The organism is Methylotuvimicrobium sp. (genome assembly GCF_050611805.1).
In the GTDB taxonomy this organism is placed as follows: Bacteria; Pseudomonadota; Gammaproteobacteria; order Methylococcales; family Methylomonadaceae; genus Methylotuvimicrobium.
Genome location: NZ_JBNGHF010000040.1, coordinates 16,538 through 38,329 on the forward strand (window position 1 = coordinate 16,538; position 21,792 = coordinate 38,329).

The following is a 21,792-nucleotide window of genomic DNA, read 5'->3' on the forward strand; positions in this document are numbered from 1 at the left end:
TTCTAAAATCATGGAACATCAAGAATCTACGCTGATAGGCGCGACCGCCGGCCAGGTGACAATGTGCGGCAACTCGAACCGGGACCGCAATGCGATGATCGCATTTTCGGCTTTTTCAGGCTCGTCATAAAATTCGACGACCACCGGCAAATCCACGGACAGCGCTAACAGAGATGTCGTATGCATTTCCCGGTTCTCTCCATAACCTTCGATCGCTCGAAATACACTGACGCCTGAAATCGCTTGTTCATTGTGCAACATGTCGACGATTTCGCCCGAGCTTGCCTTGCCTTCCAATGCGTAAATACGAACGACTGTTACCGGTTTCGACTTCATAGCTTTTTCCCTATCCAATAACCCGACCAAAGCGCCAATCCGCAAAAAATCGCATTACTCAAAAAAACGCTTAGCATCCAATTCACATTGAGGTCGAGCGGATGCTCGTCTTCAATTAAATATAGAATCAAATACAAACCCGAAAAAGTCACGAACGCGCCGGCACCGATGATCATTACCGCAGCGCGGTATTCAGGCGATAGTGCAATTTTTTCGACGATTAACGAAGCCACCAAACCGATCAATAAGGCGCCAAGCGCATTGATCGTTGCCATCGCATACGGAAACGCCCAACCCATTGAACGAATCACGCCGCCTGAATAAAGCATCAATAAGCGTCCGCTGAGCAGACCGACCCAGACGGCAATTAAGCAAGCGGCGATGCTAACGCCGATATTTAACGCGGCCTTGCCGAAACTACCTTGCTCGATTAAATAAACGGTTTCCAAAGAAAACGTCGAAAAGGTCGTAAACGACCCGAATAATCCGACCAGAATCGCGGCACGGTATTCGACGGTCATCGCGACGCGCTGCAGTATCAATACTTCGACTAACAGCCCCATCAAAAAGGAACCCATTACATTGACCGCCAATGTACCGTACGGAAAGCCTCGCCCCAACCATTGATAGACGCCGGTCGACACCAAAAATCGAAGCACGGAACCGCAAGCCCCGCCTACGGCGACCGCAATAACTTGATTTAACATTAATACCTGATGAAATGTTTCCGATAGTAACGGAGCTCTTCGATCGATTCGACAATGTCGTCTAAGGCGCGATGCGCTTCTTTCTTGACGAAACCATCCTTGACCGTAGGCGCCCATCTGGCTGCAAGTTCTTTCAGGGTCGACACATCCAGATTACGATAATGAAAATAAGCTTCGAGTTTTTTCATCGAACGATACATAAAGCGCCGATCCTGGCCGATACTGTTACCGCACATCGGCGATACGCCTTCGGGAACCCATAGCTTTAAAAACTCCAAGGTTTGATGTTCGGCTTCGGCTTCATCGACAGTCGATGTTTGTACACGCTCGAGCAAACCGGATTGACCATGATGCGTTTGATTCCATTCGTCCATCTTGGCCAGCACTTTTTCATCTTGATAAATCGCCAACACCGGGCCTTTAGCTAGAATTTCAAGGTCTTTGTCGGTAACGATTGTGGCAATCTCGATAATCGCATCGTTATCCGGATCGAGACCGGTCATTTCGAGATCGATCCAAATCAGACGAGATGACACTTGCTCCATTTTAATTCCCTGTATGATTAAAGTTGCGCGAAATTATAGCATTGGCTACTCTGTATGCCTACTTCTCAACCTTGACGCTTTATATAATGAATACTTTTACCATTATCTTCCTTTTTGCGCTGATTGTTTCCTATTCGATTCAGTTTTGGCTGTCCATGCGGCAATCGGATTATGTTATGAAACACCGCGACGCGGTACCCGATGCCTTCAAGGATAAAGTCTCGCTAGAAGCCCATCAGAAAGCCGCCGACTATACGATAGATAAAGGCAAGCTCGGCAAGATTGACAGCCTGATAGGCTTGGTATTTCTCTTGTTGATTACGCTGGGCGGCGGCATCGAATATGCTTTCAATCTATGGTCCGGATTCGAACTGTCGCCGATGCTTACCGGTTTGGGCGCGGTCGCAACGATCATATTATTCATGACCTTGGTGGAAGTCCCGACGCATATTTATCAAACCTTCGTAATCGAAGAAAAATACGGCTTCAATAAAAGCACACCGCAACAGTTCATTAAGGATCAGTTACTGCAACTGGGTTTGATGTTGGCGATCGGACTACCGATTTTGGCCTTGATCCTTTGGGTCATGGACAGCATCGGTTCGTTATGGTGGCTTTGGGCCTGGGCCATTCTCATCAGTTTTTCACTATTGATGAGCTGGCTATTTCCGACCGTTATCGCCCCGCTGTTCAATAAATTCACACCGATGGAAGACGGATCGCTGAAACGGCGTATACAAGGCTTGCTAGCCCGTTGCGGCTTCAACAGCCAAGGTATTTTCATCATGGACGGTTCGAAACGCTCCGGACACGGTAATGCTTATTTTACAGGCCTTGGCAACAACAAACGCATTGTGTTCTTCGATACCTTAGTTAATTCTCTCGAGGAAGAAGAACTTGAAGCGGTACTGGCGCACGAACTGGGGCATTTCAAATGTAAGCATGTCATTAAAATGTTGGTCGCCAGTTCGATCATGAGTCTAATTAGCCTGGCCATTCTCGGATGGTTGATCGACAAGCCTTGGTTTTTCAGTGGCTTGGGCGTTTCAGAAGCGTCGAACGCCGCTGCCTTGCTACTGTTCACGTTGGTTTCGCCGGTTTTCACGCCATTTATGCAGCCGATCAGTGCATATTTTCAGCGTAAATTCGAATTCGAAGCCGACGACTTTGCCGCCGCGAATGCTCGCGCCGATAAGATGATCAGCGGTCTAGTTAAGCTCTACGAAGAAAATGCCAGCACGTTGACACCGGACCCGTTATATTCGGCCTTCCATTATAGTCATCCACCGGCTGCCATTCGCATCGCGCACCTGGAAACCAAGCTTGCGGCAAACGGATGAGCCCGCTTCAGGAAGGGCTCGTCATCGCGCATTTAGGTCAAGGTATTGCCGTCGAGAGCGACGGTAAAACCGTGCTTTGCCAACCGAAACGGAAGCTCGAAACCGTGACGGTCGGCGATAAAGTTTTATGGCAACTTTCGGCGCCCGATCAAGGCAGTATCGAAGAGATTCTGCCACGACGCTCCCTCCTGACGCGCCCCTCCAGGAACGACAAAGTCAGGCCGGTAGCCGCGAATATCGATACCGTTTTCGTGGTCTTCGCTCCCGAACCCTATTGCGATTTTTTGCTGATCGATCAATACTTGGCCATTTGCGAAAATCGCAATATCGATGCAGCCTTGGTCTATAACAAAACCGACCTGAATCCTCAGACCGCCTTACTCGACGAACTGGCTATCTATGAGAATCTAGACTATTCGATTTTCCGTGTCAGTGCCACACATCGACACGGATTAGATCAGCTTAAACTCGCACTGACAGACCAAACCAGCATTCTGACCGGCCAGTCCGGCGTCGGCAAATCGTCATTGACCAATGCGCTGATTCCCGACAAGGATCTAAAAACCAATACCATCAGCGCCACCACGAAACACGGTCGGCACACAACGACCGCCGCGACGCTTTATCATCTTCCGTCCGGCGGCAATCTGATCGACAGCCCCGGCGTCGCCATTTTCGGACTCGACGGACTCTCCGAAGCGCAACTGGCTTACGGTTACCGCGAATTTCAACCATTAATCGACCACTGCCGTTTCAATAATTGCCGTCATGTCAATGACAAGGATTGCGCGGTCAGAGCAGCGGCCGAACAAGGAACCATTCCGATGTCACGCTACCAACGTTTTTTAAAGCTCCGGGATAAAATGCCTCGAGCTTCTTGACGTTTCAATCAAAACGGAAACCTCTCGACGTTGTCCTGAATTAATTCAATACCAGTATAATATACCCCGAAGGGTTAAAACAGCCTCAGGTAGCGCTACCTAATACTGACCGGTTTCTTAAACCGAACTCTGGTTACGTGGAGTCTATAACATTGATTATTAATCGGTGAACCCAAACTCTACAGATTAACCATAAAGCACATAAAGTATCGCATCGACTTGCCCTAAAATGTCAACTACTTTTTAGGGGAGCAAAATGATTTGCATAGGCAGAACAAGCCATTGAATTAACCTCTTATTCTTCATGACCTTCATGGTGAAATGCTTTTTCTAGAGTGAATCCATTCCTTACAAGACACACTCTACCTGCCACTATAAAAATAACGAGGAGACCATTATCATGAAAAACTTACGAACCTTTGCGGATTACGTACTGATTGGCATCATCGGCTTCGTTCCTATCGCCATTATTCTGCAAATTGTATTTTACGTTCAAAGTCTACTGATCAATTTCATATTGCTTATCCATGGCCGTTATGAAAACCCATTCGTGACCTTCACATTATTCGCTTCGGCGCTTGCGATACTCGGTTATTTCGGCTACTTACTCAAGCAGGAAAAAGCGCATTTACTGTATTACTTGGAAAAAATGATTTTACGCATTCCTTTCATCGGCACCGTTTACCGCGTCACGCAAAAACTCTTTAAATTATTTCTAACCAAGGAAGATGCACAGGTCCGCGCGGTTGTTTATGTCGAGTATCCCAAGGAAGGCATGTGGGTGCCGGCCTATGTTACAAACCGTATAGGCGACAATTATGTTTTATATGTCCCGACTTCGCCAAACCCGACCTCGGGCTTTACCGTGATCGTCCATAAATCGAAGGTAGTCAATTCGCAAATGGATATCGAGGCCGTATCGAGTTTCATCATCAGTGTCGGTGTCGACTACGCCAAGCCCGAAGAAGTTACGGCACTCACACAAATCAGCGCGCCATAAGCCCTATCACTATGCATCGAAACTTTTTTGTTTTATTTAGCCTTTTGATCGGCGCTCAACCAGCATTAGCCTGGCTGACGCCACCTGCAATGCATGAGCCTGCAGGGATAGAGCCGCCCGCGACCCTTCCGTATCGCCTCGATGAAACCGGCGGCATCGAAAAACCCTGTTCGAACGACCATCCCGAATGGCGCGATGCACAAACGATCGACGGTTTAGAAATCGCCGCATCGCCTATGTGCGAACCGGACAACCCCTACGATATCGCCGTTTCGGTCAAAGGCACCAATAACGTCTCGATGCATACCTTGATGCAAACCCATTTCGCCCAAGATGCGTTGATCAAGACCGACGATCTCGACGGCGACGGCGACCCGGACGTCATCCGCATCAAACTGGAAGTAACCGAACTGAACGGCCAGAGCCCCGACGGCGAATTCTTGATCAACACCTTCCCTATCGCACCGGGCATCGAACCGGGGCTTTGGGTTTACTCACCCAAGATGGTCGGCATGGGCGTCAAGCATTTCAATTCGCTCGTGGCAAACCCGATTCTGCGCGCACCGTCCCCGGTGATTCGGGTCGAGCAAGGCGATAAAGTTTACATCACCTTAGAAAATACCCATTATCTGCCGCATACGATCCATCTGCACGGCGTCGATCATCCCTGGCTGAATTCCGAAGGCAAGGATAACGACGGCGTCGAGGAACACCCGGTCTTTCCGGGGCAAAACCATACTTACGAAATTCAAACCCGTCATGCCGGCACGATGATTTATCACTGCCATGTACAAACCGCGCAACATATGATGATGGGCTTGACCGGCATGATCATCGTCGAGGAAAACCGGCCTAACAATTGGCTGCAAACCTTCAATATCGGTGCCGGCCATGTGCGACACCCCTCGGTTGCGATCAAAGAAAAATTCAACCGGGAATACGACCTGGTCTATCAATCGATCGACAAGCGGCTCGCTAGCATCGTGCAGGGTGCGAACGACCCCAGACTGATCGCACAACGCATGAACCGCGAATACAACATGACCGAGTCGTTCGAAAATTATTTCTTGCTGAACGGCCGCTCGTTTCCATACACGCTTCGAGACGGAATCATCGTCGCCGAGGAAAACGAACATATCAAGCTCAATCTAGTCAATGCGCAGCGCTCGGCCGCCGCGATTCATTTCCATGGCCATAAAGCGACCATCATGGCTTATGACGGCGTCAAGGCGGCGGAAGGCTCGCAAATCACCCGCGACGTTTTCGACATTGCTCCGGCACAACGCCTCGACCTCGATCTTTACACCAAAAACGACGGGCTGCATAGTTACGGCCCGGGCTTGTGGATGTTTCACGACCATGTCGTGACCGGCACGACCACCGACGGCCTGGAACCTGGCGGCAATATGTCTATTCTAGCTTACCGGCATTTGCTCGACGCCCAAGGCATGCCGCACATGCATGACGAAATGTTTGACCAGGTTTTCACTAAAAATTATTACGAGAAGAAACTGCCGGCCTGGGGCAGCGGAGAATATGGCGACGCACTTGGCGAAACCGGCATGCTCGCGCCGGATTATGTTCGCATCGCCGGCTTCGGTCTCGCAGTAGGTTTATTGCTCGGAGTTATTATTTTTATTGTCGTTGCGCTTAACAGGAAACTCTCACAATGACCCGACAAAATTTCATTCCCCGGATTCAAAAGTTATCAAGCGCGTCGTTATGCTTGCTTTTGTTGGCGGCGGCCAGCCCTCCCAGCACGGCAATGATGAAACACGGCAATATGATGATGGATGAAACCGGCATGATCATGAATGCCAATGCCGACAATTTGCCACGCGACTGTAAGGAAATTTCCGAGGATGTCGATATCGTGATCCGCGCGGGCCATGAGCATGCGCAAAAATTCCCCGGCAAAATGTTTGCGTTCGACAGGCAAGAATGGGATGTTAAACCGTGCAGCCGAATCAACATCACCTTCATCAACGACGACCAAATTCGGCATCAAATGATGATTCACGGACTGCCCGGTTATCTATACCCGGACGGCATGGTGCATTTGGAACTGTATGGCCAAGGAGAATTAAAAGCCTCATTGATCGTTCCGTCGAGGCCTAAAACCTATTTGGTGCACTGCGAAATACCGCAGCATATGGAAAAAGGCATGAAGGCGCAATTGAAGGTGGACGGCGGCGACGGCGACCTGCCGAGCATTCCCGGCATCAGCGAACCGGTTACACCGGATGTATACCCGGTAGCATGGAGCCAAACGACCTGGATTGCCTTGATCGTTTCGCTAACCATAGGATTGGCCGCACCGATTATTGGGGGCATTTGGTTAAACAAACGCTTACAAGCAAAGCAGCTATCTGCAAAGGATAGCGCTTGAATCTATACCTTTCGCACTTGAAATGTCGGCATTGCCTAAGGAGGCGCCGGGGTGCTCGGCCCTCACCTAACGCTAGGTGAGGGCCGGCAAGGATGTATTCACCCAGCAACCAAATTCCATAGCCCATTGAGGCTAGGATTAATTGTCTTGGATAATTTAGGTGCTGGGTTAATGCCGTTCCTCGCTCGACAGGCATACCCCACGCCCCAAGATCGTCGAAACCGCTCAAACTGCGAAGTTATACCCATCGGAGATCAAAATTCGGCACCGGGGTACCCGTCAAAGGACGCCGTGAATACATCCATGTAGGCTCTATGCCAGCTCCATGCTGGCAAAGCCTTTGCCGAACACCCCGGTGCCTCCTAAGGCACTGCCGAAATTTGAAGTGCGAAAGGTATATTTTATAACCAAATGCTTAATGGCTGTCAGTACTACACCAACCCTAATAGAAACAAACCGATGAACAAACCCAAAGTTTTGATTACCCGTAAATGGCCCGCCTCGGTCGAAACCAAACTCAAACAATTGTACGAGGTCTCGCTCAACGAAGACGATCGCCCCTTAACACCCGACGAATTGAAATCGGCCTTACAAAACTACGACGCCGTTTGCCCCACGGTTTGCGACTCGCTACCTGCCGAGTTATTAAATGCGTCAAACAAACGCTGCAAAATTCTCGGCAATTTCGGAGTCGGCTACAACCATATCGATATCTCCGCCGCGAAAGCGAACAGTCTCGTCGTCACTAACACACCGGGCGTGTTGACACAGAGCACCGCCGATATCGCAATGACTTTATTACTGATGTCCGCCCGGCGCGGCGCAGAGGGAGACCGCCTCATCCGAGCCGGCAAATGGCAAGGATGGTGTCCGACGCACATGTTGAGCAGCGACGTGACCGGCGCAACGCTAGGATTGATCGGCTTCGGCCGCATCGCAATCGCAACCGCACGCAAAGCCCATCATGGCTTCGGCATGAAAATCGTTTTTTTCAATCCGAGCGCGCCAGATCCATCCGTGATCGAAGAACTCCATGCGACCCGATGCGACACGGTCGAGGATGTCATGAGAAGCGCCGATTATATCTCGCTGCATTGCCCGGGCGGGCCCGGCACCCGACATCTGATCGACGACAAGATGATTCGCTTGATGAAACCGAGCACTCATTTGATCAACACTGCGCGCGGCGATGTGGTCGATAGCAAGGCTTTAATCGAGGCATTACGAGATAAGAGAATTGCCGGCGCCGGTCTGGATGTCTATGAAGGCGAACCGAATATCGACCCCGAATTTTTGACGCTTGAAAACGCCACTCTGTTGCCGCACCTAGGTAGCGCAACACTTAGTACGCGCACCGCGATGGGAGAAAAAGTACTGGCTAATTTGGCCGCGTTTTTCGAAGGACGCGAACCTGAAGACAGAGTAGTTTAACCCGGCTGCGGCTAAAGACTGCCGATATTCAGCCCCCTCGCGGGACGGATTATTCAATCTGTTCCCAACGTTTCGGTTTGCCCCGATTATCTCGGCGTCCTCATTCCCACCGCTTCAGCGTGGGAATGCATACCGGTCTTGCCTCGGCAGCCAAAGTATGGGTCCCACGGAGGACCGTGGGAATCAGAAAGCCACCGCATTAGAGCAAATGCTTAACCGCTTCGCGTTCTTCTTTCAACTCGGCTTCGGACTTGCGCATTTTTTCTCGGCTGAAATCACTAATTTCCAATCCTTGGACAATACTGATTTCTCCGTTATTAATCCGGACAGGAAACGAATAAACCAACCCTTTTTCAATACCGTAACTACCGTCCGAAGGAACTGCCATGCTGATCCAGTTATCATCTTCGGTTCCAAACACCCAGGTGCGCATCAATTTTAACGCGGCATTGGCCGCAGAAGCCGCGCTGGATCGTCCAACAGCCTGAATGACCACCGCTCCGCGCTGTTGCACGGTTGGAATAAATTTGTCGACAAACCAATCCCACTCAACCAACGACAAAGCATCCTGCCCTTTGACTTTGGCATGATGAAGATCCGGATACTGCCCTGCCGAATGATTACCCCAAATGATAATATTTTTGATGTCACTGGACAGTACGCCGCATTTATCGGCAAGCTGAAAAGTCGCACGCTTATGATCGAGCATCATCATCGCCGAAAAATTCTCCGGACTTAAATCCGGGGCATTACTAATTGTTATCAACGCATTGGTATTTGCCGGATTACCCGTCACTAGCACTTTAACATTACGGCTAGCAACCTTGCTAAGGGCTTGACCCTGCACGGAAAATATCTGGGCATTGATTGCCAACAAGTCCTTGCGCTCCATCCCAGGCTTACGCGGACTCGCACCGATCAGAAATGCGTAATCGACATCTTTGAAAGCGACTTCGGGATCATCGGTCGTGACTATTTTATGCAGCAACGGATAGGCGCAATCGTTAAGCTCCATTACCACGCCATTCAATGCGCCTAATGCTAATGCCTGAGGCGTTTCCAACAAATGAAAAATCATTGGCTGATCGGGGCCTAATAGTTCTCCGCTAGCCAAGCGAAACAATAAGGAATAACTAATCTGTCCCGCGGCACCTGTAACGGCAATTTTAACTGGCGTTTTCATTTGTTTTCCTAATTATTTATTATTGTCTGAATGCGGAGTTCAAATGGCAAGCCTTTGAAACACAGCGAAAATAGCACTCACATGATGCAATTATGCCGGCCCTACTGGCAACGTCAAACTGAATGATAACGAATAACCACCCCACCCTGCAAGCCTGTAGAAATCGACCCGGAGCAATGGAGAGACAGCGTATTATTAAATAAGGTATACTTTCTCGTTTTGTATACGCTAATCGCTATCGCCACTATCGATCTTACGTGACCCATGAAAAAACTGTTATTTCAATTCGACACCGATCCGCGCCCTTCAGCTTTCGATACGATTGTCGCGTATGACGGTGGTGCCGACCACGTCATTGGACATGGCGGATTAACACCCGACACTATCGCACCCTTGGTCGAAGGCGCGATCTTTACCCGAGCACCGAAAGACAAAAAAAATACCGCCATTTTTGTCGGCGGTAGCGATATGCTGGCCGGTCAACAATTGTTTTCGGCCGTACAAAAACATTTTTTTCCCGGTTTTCAAGTCTCGATCATGCTCGATAGCAACGGCAGCAATACTACCGCTGCCGCCGGCGTCGCGAAACTGGCGTCAAGTAGCGAACTAAACGGCAAAAAAGCGGTTGTTTTGGCAGGCACCGGCCCGGTCGGTCAACGCGTCGCAGTCATGCTGGCTCAAGAAGGCTGCAAAGTATCGTTAACTTCAAGGGAAATGATACGAGCGGAACACGCCTGCCAAACAATGCGTGAACGTTTCGGTGTCGAACTGACGCCTATCGAAGCCGTCGATCAAGAAGCACGCGGCAGGGCAATTGAAAACGCCCAAATCGTATTTGCGGCTGGCGCGGCAGGCGTCGAATTACTTAAAGCCGAACATTGGCAAAATAATGATCGACTCGAATTGTTGGCCGATGCGAATGCCACGCCCCCGATCGGCATCGGTGGTATCGATATGATGGATAAAGGCAACGAACGTCACGGCAAAATCGTCTGGGGAGCCATCGGTTTCGGCGCATTCAAACTCGCTTTGCACCGTGCCTGCATCGCCAAACTGTTCGAAACTAATACGCAAGTACTGGATGCCGAACAAATTTTTGCATTCGCCAAGGAAATGGCTTAGGAATATGCACAAAATAACTCCTACAATTAGTAGGCTTTGTGGTGGTTCGGTGACTCGCTTGACAGGACGCCGTGAATACGTCCATATAGCAGCAATTCCCAGTTTGAGCATTTTCGCCGATCTTAGGGTGTGGGGTATGCCTGTCGAGGAACGCCGTAAACCCATCCATGGGGGCTTGACGGCAGCTCCCTGCTGCCGACATCCTCGCCAAGCACACCCCACACCCTTTTTGATCCCCAAATTGGGAATTGCTGTCCATATAGGCTTGACGGCAGCTCGAGCGCCAAGGATGGCGCGAATGCAGATTTTGCAGGAGCAAAAATCTGTCCTGCTGCCGACACCTATCAATCGAGCCACCGCCCCCCCTTCCCTCGGTTGTCGACGTTATTTCATGCTCGTTCCTTAAACGTCCCTCGCCCCGCTGAAACACATGAGTCAACCCGCCACTCAACAAGCGCTCAGAGAACAGGCCGCAGGACTATTCCAAGCCGGCATCGATGCCGCCGATCCCTACCTTGCGGTTCAACGCAGCCTATCGGTAGACGGGCTTCGACTTGAAATAGCCTTATCACTGAACGACAATGCGCCGAAGCGCACGGGACATTGGCCGAAGATTCATGTGATTGCGTTCGGCAAAGCCGCGTGCAATATGGCAAAAGCCGCGCGAGACATCATTCCGGAATCGCTATTGGCCGCCGACGGCATCATCGTTACTAATTACGAGAATTCTGCCCAAATACCCGGCTTTAAAGTCATCGGCGCAGGCCACCCGATTCCCGACGAAGCGGGACTGCAAGGCGCCCGGCTAATTGCCGACAGAATCACCAACGTTCAATCGGGCGAGTTGGCGCTAGTCTTGATTAGCGGAGGCGGGTCTGCGCTGCTCCCCTATCCCCACCCTCCGATTACGCTCGAAGAAAAAGCGCAAACGACTGCATTACTGCTAGCTTGCGGCGCAACAATCAACCAAGTTAACTGTGTGCGTAAGCATATTTCCATGATCAAAGGCGGCGGACTAGCGCGCTTCGCGGCTTCGGCCGACCTGCACGCACTGGTTCTTTCCGACGTGTTGGGTGACGATCTAAGCGCTATCGCAAGCGGACCGACCGTGCCGGACGACACACGCTTCGACGACGCCATCGCTATTTTGCGCGAGAAGGGTATTTGGGAAAGCATTCCGGATTCGGTCAAATACGTTTTACAACAAGGCACCGCCGGCAATATCCCGGAAACGCCGAAAACCGACGACGAACTTTTCAATAACGCCGGCCACACGCTGATTGGCAGCAATACGATCAGCTTGAAAGCCGTCGTTGAGGCCGCATCGAAACTGGATTACGACGTTCGAGTCTATTCGGAACATCTCAGCGGCGAAGCGAAAGACGAAGCCGTCCAGATGGCCTCTTACGCGAAATCCCTGCTCGATAGCGGCTTAGACAAACCCATCGCGCTTCTGGCAGGCGGAGAAACCACGGTAACTTTAACGGGGCAAGGCCTCGGCGGCCGCAATCAAGAGATGGGACTGGCCTTTGCCTTGGCCGCCGAACGATTAGAATTGCACGGTAATTGGGTATTTTTAAGCGGCGGCACCGACGGCCGCGACGGCCCGACCGATGCGGCCGGCGCGCTGATCGATCCGCAATCGCTCGCGCGTATGCGCGCTGCCGGAATCGACCCGAGCGCAAAACTGCAAGATAATGACTCATACCGCGCGCTTCAGGCTTCAAACGATTTACTGATGACCGGTGCGACCGGCACCAATGTTGCCGATTTACAAATATTGTTGCTCCGGCCTTAGCTTCAATTAGTACTGTGAAAGCTCGTGAAATTAGACTCTTTATCTAATTTTTCGATAGTCGAAGCTCGGTAGAAAAAATGCCAGTGCCGAAGAGGGTGCGGTTGCTCGATCGACAGACGTCGGCGGCAGGGAGCCGCCGTCGAGCCTACATGGACGTATTCACGGCGTTCTGTCGGGCGAGTGACCGTACCCTAACCCACCCCTAGCACTTTCATTTGCCGGGGTGGTGATAGCTTCTTCATGATCGTTACTCTATACTCACCGAAAATCACTGACGGCATTTTGAGCTTCTCCCCTCGGGATCGCCGATAAAACCGTTGTTGAAATGCAAAAAAAATAAATTTTTAGGAGATATTAATGTTTACTAAATCGCAAACGATTGCAGGTTACGATAATGAATTGTTTCAGGCATTGGAAGAAGAGCGTCGCCGCCAGGAAGACCACATAGAACTGATCGCCTCGGAAAATTACACCAGTCCGCGCGTCATGGAGGCCCAAGGCACGCTACTGACCAATAAATACGCGGAAGGCTATCCCGGCAAACGCTATTACAGCGGCTGCGAATATGTCGATAAAGTCGAGCAACTCGCAATCGATCGCGCCAAAGAACTATTCGGCGCCGATTATGCGAATGTACAAGCCCATTCCGGCTCGCAAGCCAACATGGCGGTATTCATGGCATTGATACAGCCGGGCGATACGATACTGGGCCTAAGCCTCGCCGACGGCGGCCATTTGACGCACGGCGCCAAACCGAATTTCTCCGGCAAAATCTACAATGCGGTGCAATACGGACTCCACCCGGATACGGGCTTGATCGATTACGACCAAGTCGAAGCCTTGGCGATCGAACACAAACCCAAAATTCTCGTTGCCGGTTTCTCGGCTTATTCGCGCATCTGGGACTGGCAACGCTTCCGCGAAATCGCCGATAAAGTCGGCGCCTATTTACTGGTCGACATGGCCCATGTCGCCGGATTGGTTGCCGCCGGACTGTACCCGAATCCTGTACCGTTTGCCGATGTCGTCACCAGCACCACGCATAAATCGCTACGCGGACCGCGCGGCGGATTGATCTTGTGCAAAAGCAATCCGGAAATCGAAAAAAAATTCGACTCCAGCATCTTTCCCGGCATTCAAGGCGGCCCTGCGATGCATGTTATCGCCGCAAAAGCGGTCGCGTTCAAGGAAGCGATGGAAACCGAATTCAAGACCTATCAACAACAAGTCATCAACAATGCCAAAGCGATGGCCGAAGTCTTCATCGACCGCGGTTTCGACGTCGTTTCCGGCGGCACCGACAATCATTTGATGTTGGTTTCATTAATCCCGAAAGACATCACCGGCAAGGCCGCCGATGCGGCGCTGGGACGTGCGCATATCACGGTCAATAAAAACGCCGTACCGAACGACCCGCAGTCGCCATTCGTGACCAGCGGCATCCGTGTCGGCACACCGGCCCCGACCACGCGCGGCTTCAAAGAAGCGCAAATGACCGAAATCGCGCATTTGATGTGCGACGTAATGGAAAACATCGATAACGAATCGGTCATTTCAGCGGTGCGCGACAAAGTCGCCATCTTGTGCTCGCGCTTTCCGGTTTATGGCTAATAGAGGACACATTAAAAACAGGAAAACATTCATGTCAGACATAGCAATCGCCCAACAAGCCCAAATGCGGCCGATCATCGACCTGGCCGGCGAAAAATTCGGCATTCCGGCCGAGCATTTAGATCCATACGGTCACTATAAGGCTAAATTATCGCTCGAATACGTCAATAACTTGACCGACCGCGAAGACGGCAAATTGATTCTCGTCACCGCGATCAGTCCGACTCCGGCCGGCGAAGGCAAAACTACGACTACGGTCGGTTTAGGCGATGCGATCAACCGGCTCGGCAATTCGGCGATCATGTGCTTGCGCGAACCGTCGCTCGGTCCTTGTTTCGGCGTCAAAGGCGGCGCAGCGGGCGGCGGCTACTCGCAAGTCGTGCCGATGGAAGACATTAATCTACATTTTACCGGCGACTTTCATGCGATCGGCGTCGCGCACAATCTCTTGTCGGCATTAATCGACAACCATATCAATCACGGTAACGCGCTCGACATCGATTCGCGCCGGATTCAATGGAAACGCGTCGTCGACATGAACGACCGAGCGTTGCGCAAAATCACGGTCGGCATGGGCGGCCCGGCTAACGGCTATCTGCGTGAAGACGGATACGACATCGTCGTCGCGTCCGAAATCATGGCGATTTTGTGCCTGGCGACAAGCCGCGTCGACTTAAAAGAACGCCTAGGCCGAATCGTCATCGGCTACAAGCCCGACCGAGTCACGCCGGTTTATGCGAGCGACCTTAATGCGCAAGGGGCAATGGCCGCATTATTGAAAGAAGCCATCAAGCCGAATCTGGTGCAAACGCTTGAAAACAATATCGCGATCATTCACGGCGGCCCGTTCGCGAATATCGCCCACGGTTGCAACACCGTCACCGCGACGAAAACCGCGTTGAAACTGGCCGATTATGTCGTAACCGAAGCCGGTTTCGGGGCCGACCTAGGCGCGGAGAAATTTCTCGACATCAAATGTCGCATGTCCGGCCTGAAACCGTCGGCAGTCGTATTGGTCGCAACGGTCCGCGCGTTGAAATTCCACGGAGGTGTTGCAAAAGAAGAGCTGAACCAAGAAAACATCGACGCTCTGCAAAAAGGTTTCACCAACTTGGAGCGCCATCTCGACAATATCCAACGCCATTACGGTTTGCCTTGCGTAATCTGCATCAATCATTTCACCTTCGACACCGACGCCGAAATCGCGTTGCTCAAAGACAAATGCGAGGCGCTTGGCGCGAAATGCGTGGTCTCGAAACATTGGGCACAAGGCGGCGCCGGTGCGGAAGAATTAGCGCAAGAAGTGCTTGCCGTCGTCGACAACCGCGAGCCCGGCTTCACTTATGTCTATGACGAAGAGCTGCCGCTGTGGGATAAGATCGAAACGATAGCGACCAAACTTTATGGCGCGATCGGCATCACCGCAAGCCCGAAAGTTAAAGCCGAAATCAAAACGCTGCAACAAAACTACGGCAAATTTCCTGTTTGCATGGCCAAAACGCAAATGTCGTTCTCGACCAACCCGAACGAGAGAGGCGCGCCTTCCGGACACACGGTCGAAATCAGCGAAGTCAGGCTTGCCAACGGTGCGGGCTTCATCGTCGCAATCGCCGGCGACATGATGACGATGCCCGGTTTGCCGAAAGTTCCGGCTGCCGAACGCATCGACATCACCGACGAAGGCGTGATTACCGGGTTGTTTTAATTTGAATCGTCGGGCGCATGACGTACCCCTCATACGCCTGCGTACACATTCTCAAGCAAGCTTCAACCCTAGAAAAAGCATTACACCATGAAGAATAAGAAGTTAATTCAATAACTTCTTATTCGTTTGTATAGAACTTGCACTCACCCAAGAGGTTAACCCAGAAAAATATGCTGTTACCCAAGCTCCAGCTTGGGTAACCTATTCAGGAAGCTCTAGCTTCCCGATAATCAAGAAAGATTGAGCTGGAAAGCCAGGGTGATTGAGAATGTGCGACGGTTGTTTCGGTCTCAGGAAGCTAGAGCTTCCTGGGTGTGTTTCCCAAGCTGGAGCTTGGGAAAGAGCGTGATGCGGGTGGCCGTTTTTAGCTTGATGCGCATGGGTTTTCCTCGTTCCCACCGCTCATGCGTGGGAATGCATACCGATCTTGTCTCGGCAACTAAGGTATGGGTTCCCACGGAGGACCGTGGGAACCAGAAAAATATGCTGTTACCCAAGCTCCAGCTTGGGTAACCTGTTCAGGAAGCTCTAGCTTCCCGATAATCAAGAAAGATTGAGCTAGAAAGCCGGGGTGATTGAGAATGTGCGACGGTTGTTTCGGTCTCAGGAAGCTGGAGCTTCCGGGGTGTGTTTCCCAAGCTGGAGCTTGGGAAAGAGCGGCTTAACGGTATATTGACACAGGGTAATGCGAGGCCTCGCAAAAGATGTGCGATGAGCACCCTAATCACCTTAATCGGCTTTTCTCAGCGCCCCTACTCCTCTCGCGAGAATATCTCTTATAAGGTACAAGCTGCCTACTCCGCTTTAGCAGCCAAGAACGCCAGCATGTCTTCGTTATGAACCCGCTGATAAATGACTTCGACCGGCAGCGTCAAATCGATCGCCCCGAAAGTCACGTCGTCTCCCAGATAATAATGTTTCGAAACCCATCCTTCGGACCGTCTCAGCACTTCGACCTCGACATAATCTTGCTCAATCATCACATATTCTTGCAGAGTCGGTAGCTTCAAGTAATTGGCTAATTTGACGGTCTTGTCGTTGCGGCGAGTCGTCTTCGACAACACTTCGACGATGATGATCGGCGTTTCGGTATAGTAAGGCTGCGACTCGTCGAAATGACAATCGACGATCACATCGGGATAAAAAAAATTCGAATCGACCCGCACCTTCATATCCGAACCGAACGGCTCGCAGGGAAGGTTTTTTAAATGACTCCTAAACTCCGCCAGAACATTAATCGCTATACGCTGATGATTTCCGCTCGTCCCGACCATCGCATAGACGGCGCCATCAATCAATTCATGCTTGGTTTCGGCAATCAACTCGCCGTCCAAATAATCCTCGACACTGATCAAATAATCCGGCTTCTTTGCAATGATACTCATAAACATTCCTCATTATTCACGCTGTAACAGCTCCAAAATCTCCTCGGTTTTTTGCCGCATCAACGCAATATCCCCGCGCGATTCGACATTGAGCCGAACGACCGGCTCGGTGTTCGAGGATCGCAAATTAAAACGCCAATTGTCAAACGCCAAGCTGATCCCATCGGTTTCATCGACGACAAGCGCATCGCCTTCATAAGCCGCCCTAACCCGCGCGATCGCACCGACCGGGTCGGTTAGTTTCGAGTTGATCTCACCGGACGACGGATACGCTTCGATACGCTGCACGACCGCTTCGGAAAGGCGGATTTTTTTGACGCACAACAACTCCGCGACCAACAGCCACGGAATCATGCCGCTATCGCAATAGGCGAAATCGCGAAAATAATGATGCGCGCTCATCTCTCCCCCGTATACGGCATCTTCGAGGCGCATGCGTTCCTTGATGAAGGCATGGCCGGTCTTCGACAACACTGGAATGCCGCCCGCCGCGGTCACGACATCGACCGTATTCCAAGTCAATCGAGGGTCGTGAATGATCTTCGCGCCGGGGTTTTTCTGTAGAAAAGCCTCGGCCAACAGCCCGACAATGTAATAGCCCTCGATGAACTGCCCCTTTTCATCGAACAGAAAACAGCGGTCGAAATCGCCGTCCCAAGCGATACCCATATCGGCCCCATGTTCGACGACGGCATTCGCGGTATCGGCGCGGCACTCGGGCAAGAGCGGATTCGGAATTCCGTTCGGAAAACGGCCGTCCGGTTCGTGATGAATCTTGACGAACTCGACCGGCGCGCCGGCGGCTTTGAAGCGCTCTTCCAGCACATCGACCACATGCCCGGCCGCACCGTTGCCGGCATTGACGACCAATTTAATCGGCGTCAAATTCTGCAAATCGATATAAGTCATCAAATGATCGACATAGCCCGACAGTATAGAACGGCGGGTCATTGAGCCTTTCTTTACGACCGGCCCAAAATCATTTTGCTCGGCGAGGTGTTGGATTTCTTTCAGTCCGGTATCGCCGCTGATCGGTTTAGCATGCTCGCGCACCAATTTCATGCCGTTATAATCCATCGGATTATGGCTCGCTGTTACCTCTATCGCGCCTTGTACTTCCAGCGCCTGCGCCGCGTAATAGATCTCCTCGGTGCCGGTCATGCCGATGTCGATCACATCGACTCCGGCGTCCATCAAACCTTTGGCCAATGCAGCCTTGAGCGATTCGGAAGTCAACCGCACGTCTCCGCCGACCGCAATCGTCTTGGCCTTCAGATATTCGCCGCAGGCGCGACCGATTCGATAGGCGATGTCTTCGTTGAGCTCTGTACCCAGTTGACCGCGTATGTCGTAAGCTTTAAAACAAGTAAGTTTTTCCATAGTGATTTAATTGGCTGATTTAAAACTAAAGTGAATATTGCTAAAACGACTTAGGATTCGGTCATAAATAACTTCCCTATTTTTCACGAAATCCTTACGCTATTGTTATCGGCCTAGCGCAAAGTCTTCAAAAACCCAAAAAGGCGGCGTATCGATAAAAATTGTTTCTTTCAATGCTTCGGTCAAGGCTACATTCAAAATGACTTCTTCATAAAGCCAGTAAATCCAACCGTCGCGATGCACGCGATAACGCCAATTGTATCGGCATTGCAGCCAATTACCTTCCGCCAAATTTCCGAGCCGCTGCAACGGACGATTTTGATTCGGCGTACCTAAATAAACGACACTGCCATCATTCGGATTTAACAGTAAGCGGTCGCAAATCAAAGACTCATCAAAGAGCGAACAATCGATTTTTCTATATTTATCGCCGCCATGGCAATCCAATAACAAACGCTGCCGACCCATATCAATAACTTTCGGCGACACGACAGGATAGCTGTCCGGCATGGCGGCCCGTTCCAGAAAATCCGTCTCGCTTAGCCGACTCTTATCCCACTGCTTGATGACGGCCTGTACAATATACGACGATTTCATTCCCCGGTTTCATCATGACCTAATTCGCAGCCTTCACTGTAGAAATATAATGACGGAAGAAAAGGCAGAATATCGATCGTCAGCGTGGTTTTTTGTTGAAAATCATCGATCGCGCGCTCGATCGTATCCACGAATTGCAATTCGAATTCACTAAGCATGTTTTGCTGACTGGTCGGGCTATCGGGAAATATCGAATCACCGCCAAGATAGATGCCTTTGACCGTCTCTTGTAAGGCCATCGCAGCGATCGCTTCTATTTCACGTTCAAAATCGCCGAAAATTTGCGCGCCTTCCGTTATTTTGATGCGCTCCACATCGTCTGTATCGGCATAAAGCAAAAACAGCCCTTCCACGCCTTCCCGCTCGTTTTTGCAGACACCGCCTTCCATGACCCTAACCAAATGCAACTCCCGGCCTCCTTTGACATGCGTCGGCGAAGGAACCTCTTCGGACACATCCATCGGATCGGCTTGATAAACAGTAAACGCATCAATTTCTTCATCTACCGCGTCTCGGACCGGTTCGGTCGTACATGCCGCCAAACTAGCGGACACGATCATCATGACAGCAAGTACTTTAGGATTCATCGATCACTCCGAATTAACTTATTAAATAACCATAGCTTACCCTCATGCTCAAGCTTCGCCAATTCCCGCCGATAAAATAATTAACATTCCCGATCTTTAAGGATAGAGCGATGAAAATCGAACAGTCCAATGTCCAACTAAGCGCGCAGCAAACATCGATTAAACAGCACTCGGTGCAAGAATCCCTGAACTTTTGGGTCGGCAACCGGCGTCCGGATAGCCTAGGCTCACAAACTCAAACGGCATTCAATCCCACTTTAGCCGACCAGATAACGCTCAGCCCTAAAGGTAAGGCTGCCGCCGAAACCCAACAAGCCGAAATCGATCCGGACAAAGCGCTCGAACACGAACCGCGCTATCAAATCATTAAACGCATGATAGAGGCCTTGACCGGCAAGGAAATCCGGATTAACCGCTTGGAAGCCTTTGAAGCAAAGCGATCGATCGAACCTGGGACAGCAACCCCTGCCGACGCACCTACTGCCGATCGTCCAGCCGGATTCGGCTTGGAATATGAGCGCCGCGAAACTTATTACGAAGCCGAACACAGCGCATTTTCGGCCAAGGGACTCATCAAAACGAAAGACGGCAAAGAAATCGCTTTCGATGTTAACCTGGTCATGAGCCGCGAATATTACGAAGAAAATTCGGTCAGCCTACGAATGGGCGACGCCGTCATGAAAGATCCTTTGGTGATCAATTTCGGCGCGGAAGCTGCAAAACTAACCGATATGAAATTCAGTTTCGACCTGACATCGAACGGAGTCGCCGAACAAATTTCATTCGTCGGTCACGGTAGCGGCTTTTTAGCGCTCGACCGGAACGGCGACGGCATCATCAACAACGGCAATGAATTGTTCGGACCGGCGACCGGTAACGGTTTTGCCGAACTGGCCGCGCACGACCTGGACGGCAGCCAATGGATAGATGAAAACGACGCGGTTTATGAACATTTGCGCATTTGGACCAAGGATAACAAAGGCAACGACAAGCTTTACACCTTAGCCGAAAAAAATATCGGCGCAATTTATTTGGCCAATACCGAAACCCCTTTCGAGCTTAAAAATACTCAAAACCGCCTCGACGGGCGGGTTTTGACATCGAGCATTTACCTCAACGAAGCCGGCCGCGTCGGCACCGTTCAACAAATCGACCTAGCGGTTTGAAACCTGCCGAATTATTTTCAGTCTATTTCATGCATCGCCGCTAGCGCCGACTCATAATCGGGCTCGTCGGCCAATTCCGGCACCAGCTGGGTATAGATGACCCGATCCTGCTCGTCAATGACCACGATCGCTCTGGCTGTCAAACCGGCCAGCACGCTATCGACCAACTCCACACCGTAATCGCGCGCGAAACTCGAACGAAACGTCGATAACGGCACAATATCCCTGGCGCCTTCCGTCTGACAAAAACGCGCTTGAGCAAACGGCAAATCGGCCGAAACGACCAACACGACGCCGTTTTCCAAACTCGCCGCTTTTTGATTGAATTTTCTTGCGGACGCGGCACAAGTCGGCGTATCCAAACTGGGCACGATATTCAGGCATTTCTTCTTGCCCGAATAGCTAGCTAAGGAAACTTCCGCAAGCTTTCCGTTGACCAGAGTAAAGTCCGGCGCCTTGGAGCCGACCGCCGGAAGCTCGCCGCAAGTGTTGACCGGTTTACCTTGAAATTTAATCGTAGTCATTGTTTAAGTCCTGACTTTAAAATTTACTGTGAAAGTACGCGAACCGAAGCGGGTGCGGTTGCTCGACCGGCAGGCGTCGGCGGCAGGGCAGATTTTTGCTCCTGC

The 21,792-nt window shown here is 51.0% G+C and carries 20 protein-coding genes; 11 read left to right on the forward strand and 9 right to left on the reverse strand.

Features of this window, described 5'->3' with window-relative positions; genetic code table 11:
- Positions 1-18: 18 nt before the first annotated feature.
- The 3 genes from ACRJJO_RS16655 to orn are packed head-to-tail and all read right to left on the reverse strand — an operon-like array spanning position 19 to position 1,588.
- Positions 19-336 (reverse strand): DUF190 domain-containing protein, encoded by a 318-nt coding sequence (locus ACRJJO_RS16655; protein ID WP_431066776.1) that lies wholly within the window; start codon positions 334-336, stop codon positions 19-21.
- A complete protein-coding gene (crcB, locus tag ACRJJO_RS16660; RefSeq protein WP_431066777.1) occupies positions 333-1,043 on the reverse strand; it encodes a fluoride efflux transporter CrcB in 711 nt (236 codons plus the stop codon). The genes ACRJJO_RS16655 and crcB overlap by 4 nt, the downstream gene beginning before the upstream one ends.
- Positions 1,043-1,588 (reverse strand): oligoribonuclease, encoded by a 546-nt coding sequence (gene orn, locus ACRJJO_RS16665; protein ID WP_341325763.1) that lies wholly within the window; start codon positions 1,586-1,588, stop codon positions 1,043-1,045. The genes crcB and orn overlap by 1 nt, the downstream gene beginning before the upstream one ends.
- Before the next feature lie 86 nt (positions 1,589-1,674).
- Here orn and ACRJJO_RS16670 point away from each other — a divergent pair, with 86 nt between their 5' ends.
- The 6 genes from ACRJJO_RS16670 to ACRJJO_RS16695 all read left to right on the forward strand — a co-directional run bounded on the left by ACRJJO_RS16670 (position 1,675) and on the right by ACRJJO_RS16695 (position 8,629).
- Entirely contained in the window at positions 1,675-2,928 is a 1,254-nt protein-coding gene (locus ACRJJO_RS16670; RefSeq protein WP_431066778.1) for a M48 family metallopeptidase, read from the forward strand.
- Entirely contained in the window at positions 2,925-3,809 is an 885-nt protein-coding gene (rsgA, locus tag ACRJJO_RS16675; RefSeq protein ID WP_431066779.1) for a ribosome small subunit-dependent GTPase A, read from the forward strand. The genes ACRJJO_RS16670 and rsgA overlap by 4 nt, the downstream gene beginning before the upstream one ends.
- Positions 3,810-4,209: 400 nt before the next feature.
- Positions 4,210-4,809 (forward strand): DUF502 domain-containing protein, encoded by a 600-nt coding sequence (locus ACRJJO_RS16680; protein WP_404357329.1) that lies wholly within the window; start codon positions 4,210-4,212, stop codon positions 4,807-4,809.
- An 11-nt stretch (positions 4,810-4,820) separates the two neighbouring features.
- Positions 4,821-6,482: a multicopper oxidase domain-containing protein gene (locus ACRJJO_RS16685; RefSeq protein ID WP_431066780.1), complete on the forward strand. Its 1,662-nt coding sequence runs from the start codon at positions 4,821-4,823 to the stop codon at positions 6,480-6,482.
- Positions 6,479-7,198, forward strand: a complete 720-nt coding sequence (locus ACRJJO_RS16690; RefSeq protein ID WP_431066781.1) for a multicopper oxidase domain-containing protein — start codon at positions 6,479-6,481, stop codon at positions 7,196-7,198. The genes ACRJJO_RS16685 and ACRJJO_RS16690 overlap by 4 nt, the downstream gene beginning before the upstream one ends.
- A gap of 459 nt (positions 7,199-7,657) precedes the next feature.
- A complete protein-coding gene (locus ACRJJO_RS16695) occupies positions 7,658-8,629 on the forward strand; it encodes a 2-hydroxyacid dehydrogenase (protein ID WP_431066782.1) in 972 nt (323 codons plus the stop codon).
- Positions 8,630-8,828: 199 nt separating this feature from the next.
- Here the strand turns inward: ACRJJO_RS16695 and ACRJJO_RS16700 are convergent, their stop codons facing one another.
- A complete protein-coding gene (locus tag ACRJJO_RS16700) occupies positions 8,829-9,812 on the reverse strand; it encodes a malate dehydrogenase (RefSeq protein WP_431066783.1) in 984 nt (327 codons plus the stop codon).
- Between the two features lie 264 nt (positions 9,813-10,076).
- Here ACRJJO_RS16700 and ACRJJO_RS16705 point away from each other — a divergent pair, with 264 nt between their 5' ends.
- The 4 genes from ACRJJO_RS16705 (at position 10,077) to ACRJJO_RS16720 (ending at position 16,048) form a co-directional block, all read left to right on the forward strand.
- On the forward strand, positions 10,077-10,934 hold the full coding sequence (locus ACRJJO_RS16705) for an NADP-dependent methylenetetrahydromethanopterin/methylenetetrahydrofolate dehydrogenase (RefSeq protein ID WP_431066784.1): 858 nt from the start codon (positions 10,077-10,079) through the stop codon (positions 10,932-10,934).
- 430 nt (positions 10,935-11,364) lie between these two features.
- Positions 11,365-12,732: a glycerate kinase type-2 family protein gene (locus tag ACRJJO_RS16710; protein ID WP_431066785.1), complete on the forward strand. Its 1,368-nt coding sequence runs from the start codon at positions 11,365-11,367 to the stop codon at positions 12,730-12,732.
- 357 nt (positions 12,733-13,089) lie between these two features.
- Positions 13,090-14,343 (forward strand): serine hydroxymethyltransferase, encoded by a 1,254-nt coding sequence (gene glyA, locus ACRJJO_RS16715; RefSeq protein WP_431066786.1) that lies wholly within the window; start codon positions 13,090-13,092, stop codon positions 14,341-14,343.
- 31 nt (positions 14,344-14,374) lie between these two features.
- On the forward strand, positions 14,375-16,048 hold the full coding sequence (locus tag ACRJJO_RS16720) for a formate--tetrahydrofolate ligase (RefSeq protein ID WP_431066787.1): 1,674 nt from the start codon (positions 14,375-14,377) through the stop codon (positions 16,046-16,048).
- A 794-nt stretch (positions 16,049-16,842) separates the two neighbouring features.
- On the opposite strand, the gene ACRJJO_RS16725 is transcribed toward ACRJJO_RS16720, so the two are convergent.
- The 4 genes from ACRJJO_RS16725 to ACRJJO_RS16740 all read right to left on the reverse strand — a co-directional run bounded on the left by ACRJJO_RS16725 (position 16,843) and on the right by ACRJJO_RS16740 (position 19,997).
- On the reverse strand, positions 16,843-17,433 hold the full coding sequence (locus ACRJJO_RS16725) for a Uma2 family endonuclease (RefSeq protein WP_431066788.1): 591 nt from the start codon (positions 17,431-17,433) through the stop codon (positions 16,843-16,845).
- 12 nt (positions 17,434-17,445) lie between these two features.
- Positions 17,446-18,813 carry a phosphomannomutase CpsG gene (cpsG, locus tag ACRJJO_RS16730; RefSeq protein WP_431066789.1) on the reverse strand — a complete coding sequence of 456 codons (1,368 nt, stop codon included), beginning with the start codon at positions 18,811-18,813 and terminating at the stop codon, positions 17,446-17,448.
- 105 nt (positions 18,814-18,918) lie between these two features.
- On the reverse strand, positions 18,919-19,410 hold the full coding sequence (locus ACRJJO_RS16735; RefSeq protein ID WP_431066790.1) for a hypothetical protein: 492 nt from the start codon (positions 19,408-19,410) through the stop codon (positions 18,919-18,921).
- Positions 19,407-19,997, reverse strand: a complete 591-nt coding sequence (locus ACRJJO_RS16740; protein ID WP_431066791.1) for a hypothetical protein — start codon at positions 19,995-19,997, stop codon at positions 19,407-19,409. The genes ACRJJO_RS16735 and ACRJJO_RS16740 overlap by 4 nt, the downstream gene beginning before the upstream one ends.
- 110 nt (positions 19,998-20,107) lie before the next feature.
- On the opposite strand from ACRJJO_RS16740, the gene ACRJJO_RS16745 reads away from it, so the two are divergent.
- Complete coding sequence (locus ACRJJO_RS16745; RefSeq protein ID WP_431066792.1) at positions 20,108-21,163, forward strand: hypothetical protein; 1,056 nt, start codon at positions 20,108-20,110, stop codon at positions 21,161-21,163.
- A gap of 17 nt (positions 21,164-21,180) precedes the next feature.
- Here the strand turns inward: ACRJJO_RS16745 and tpx are convergent, their stop codons facing one another.
- Positions 21,181-21,687, reverse strand: a complete 507-nt coding sequence (gene tpx / locus ACRJJO_RS16750) for a thiol peroxidase (protein ID WP_431066793.1) — start codon at positions 21,685-21,687, stop codon at positions 21,181-21,183.
- Positions 21,688-21,792: the final 105 nt, after the last annotated feature.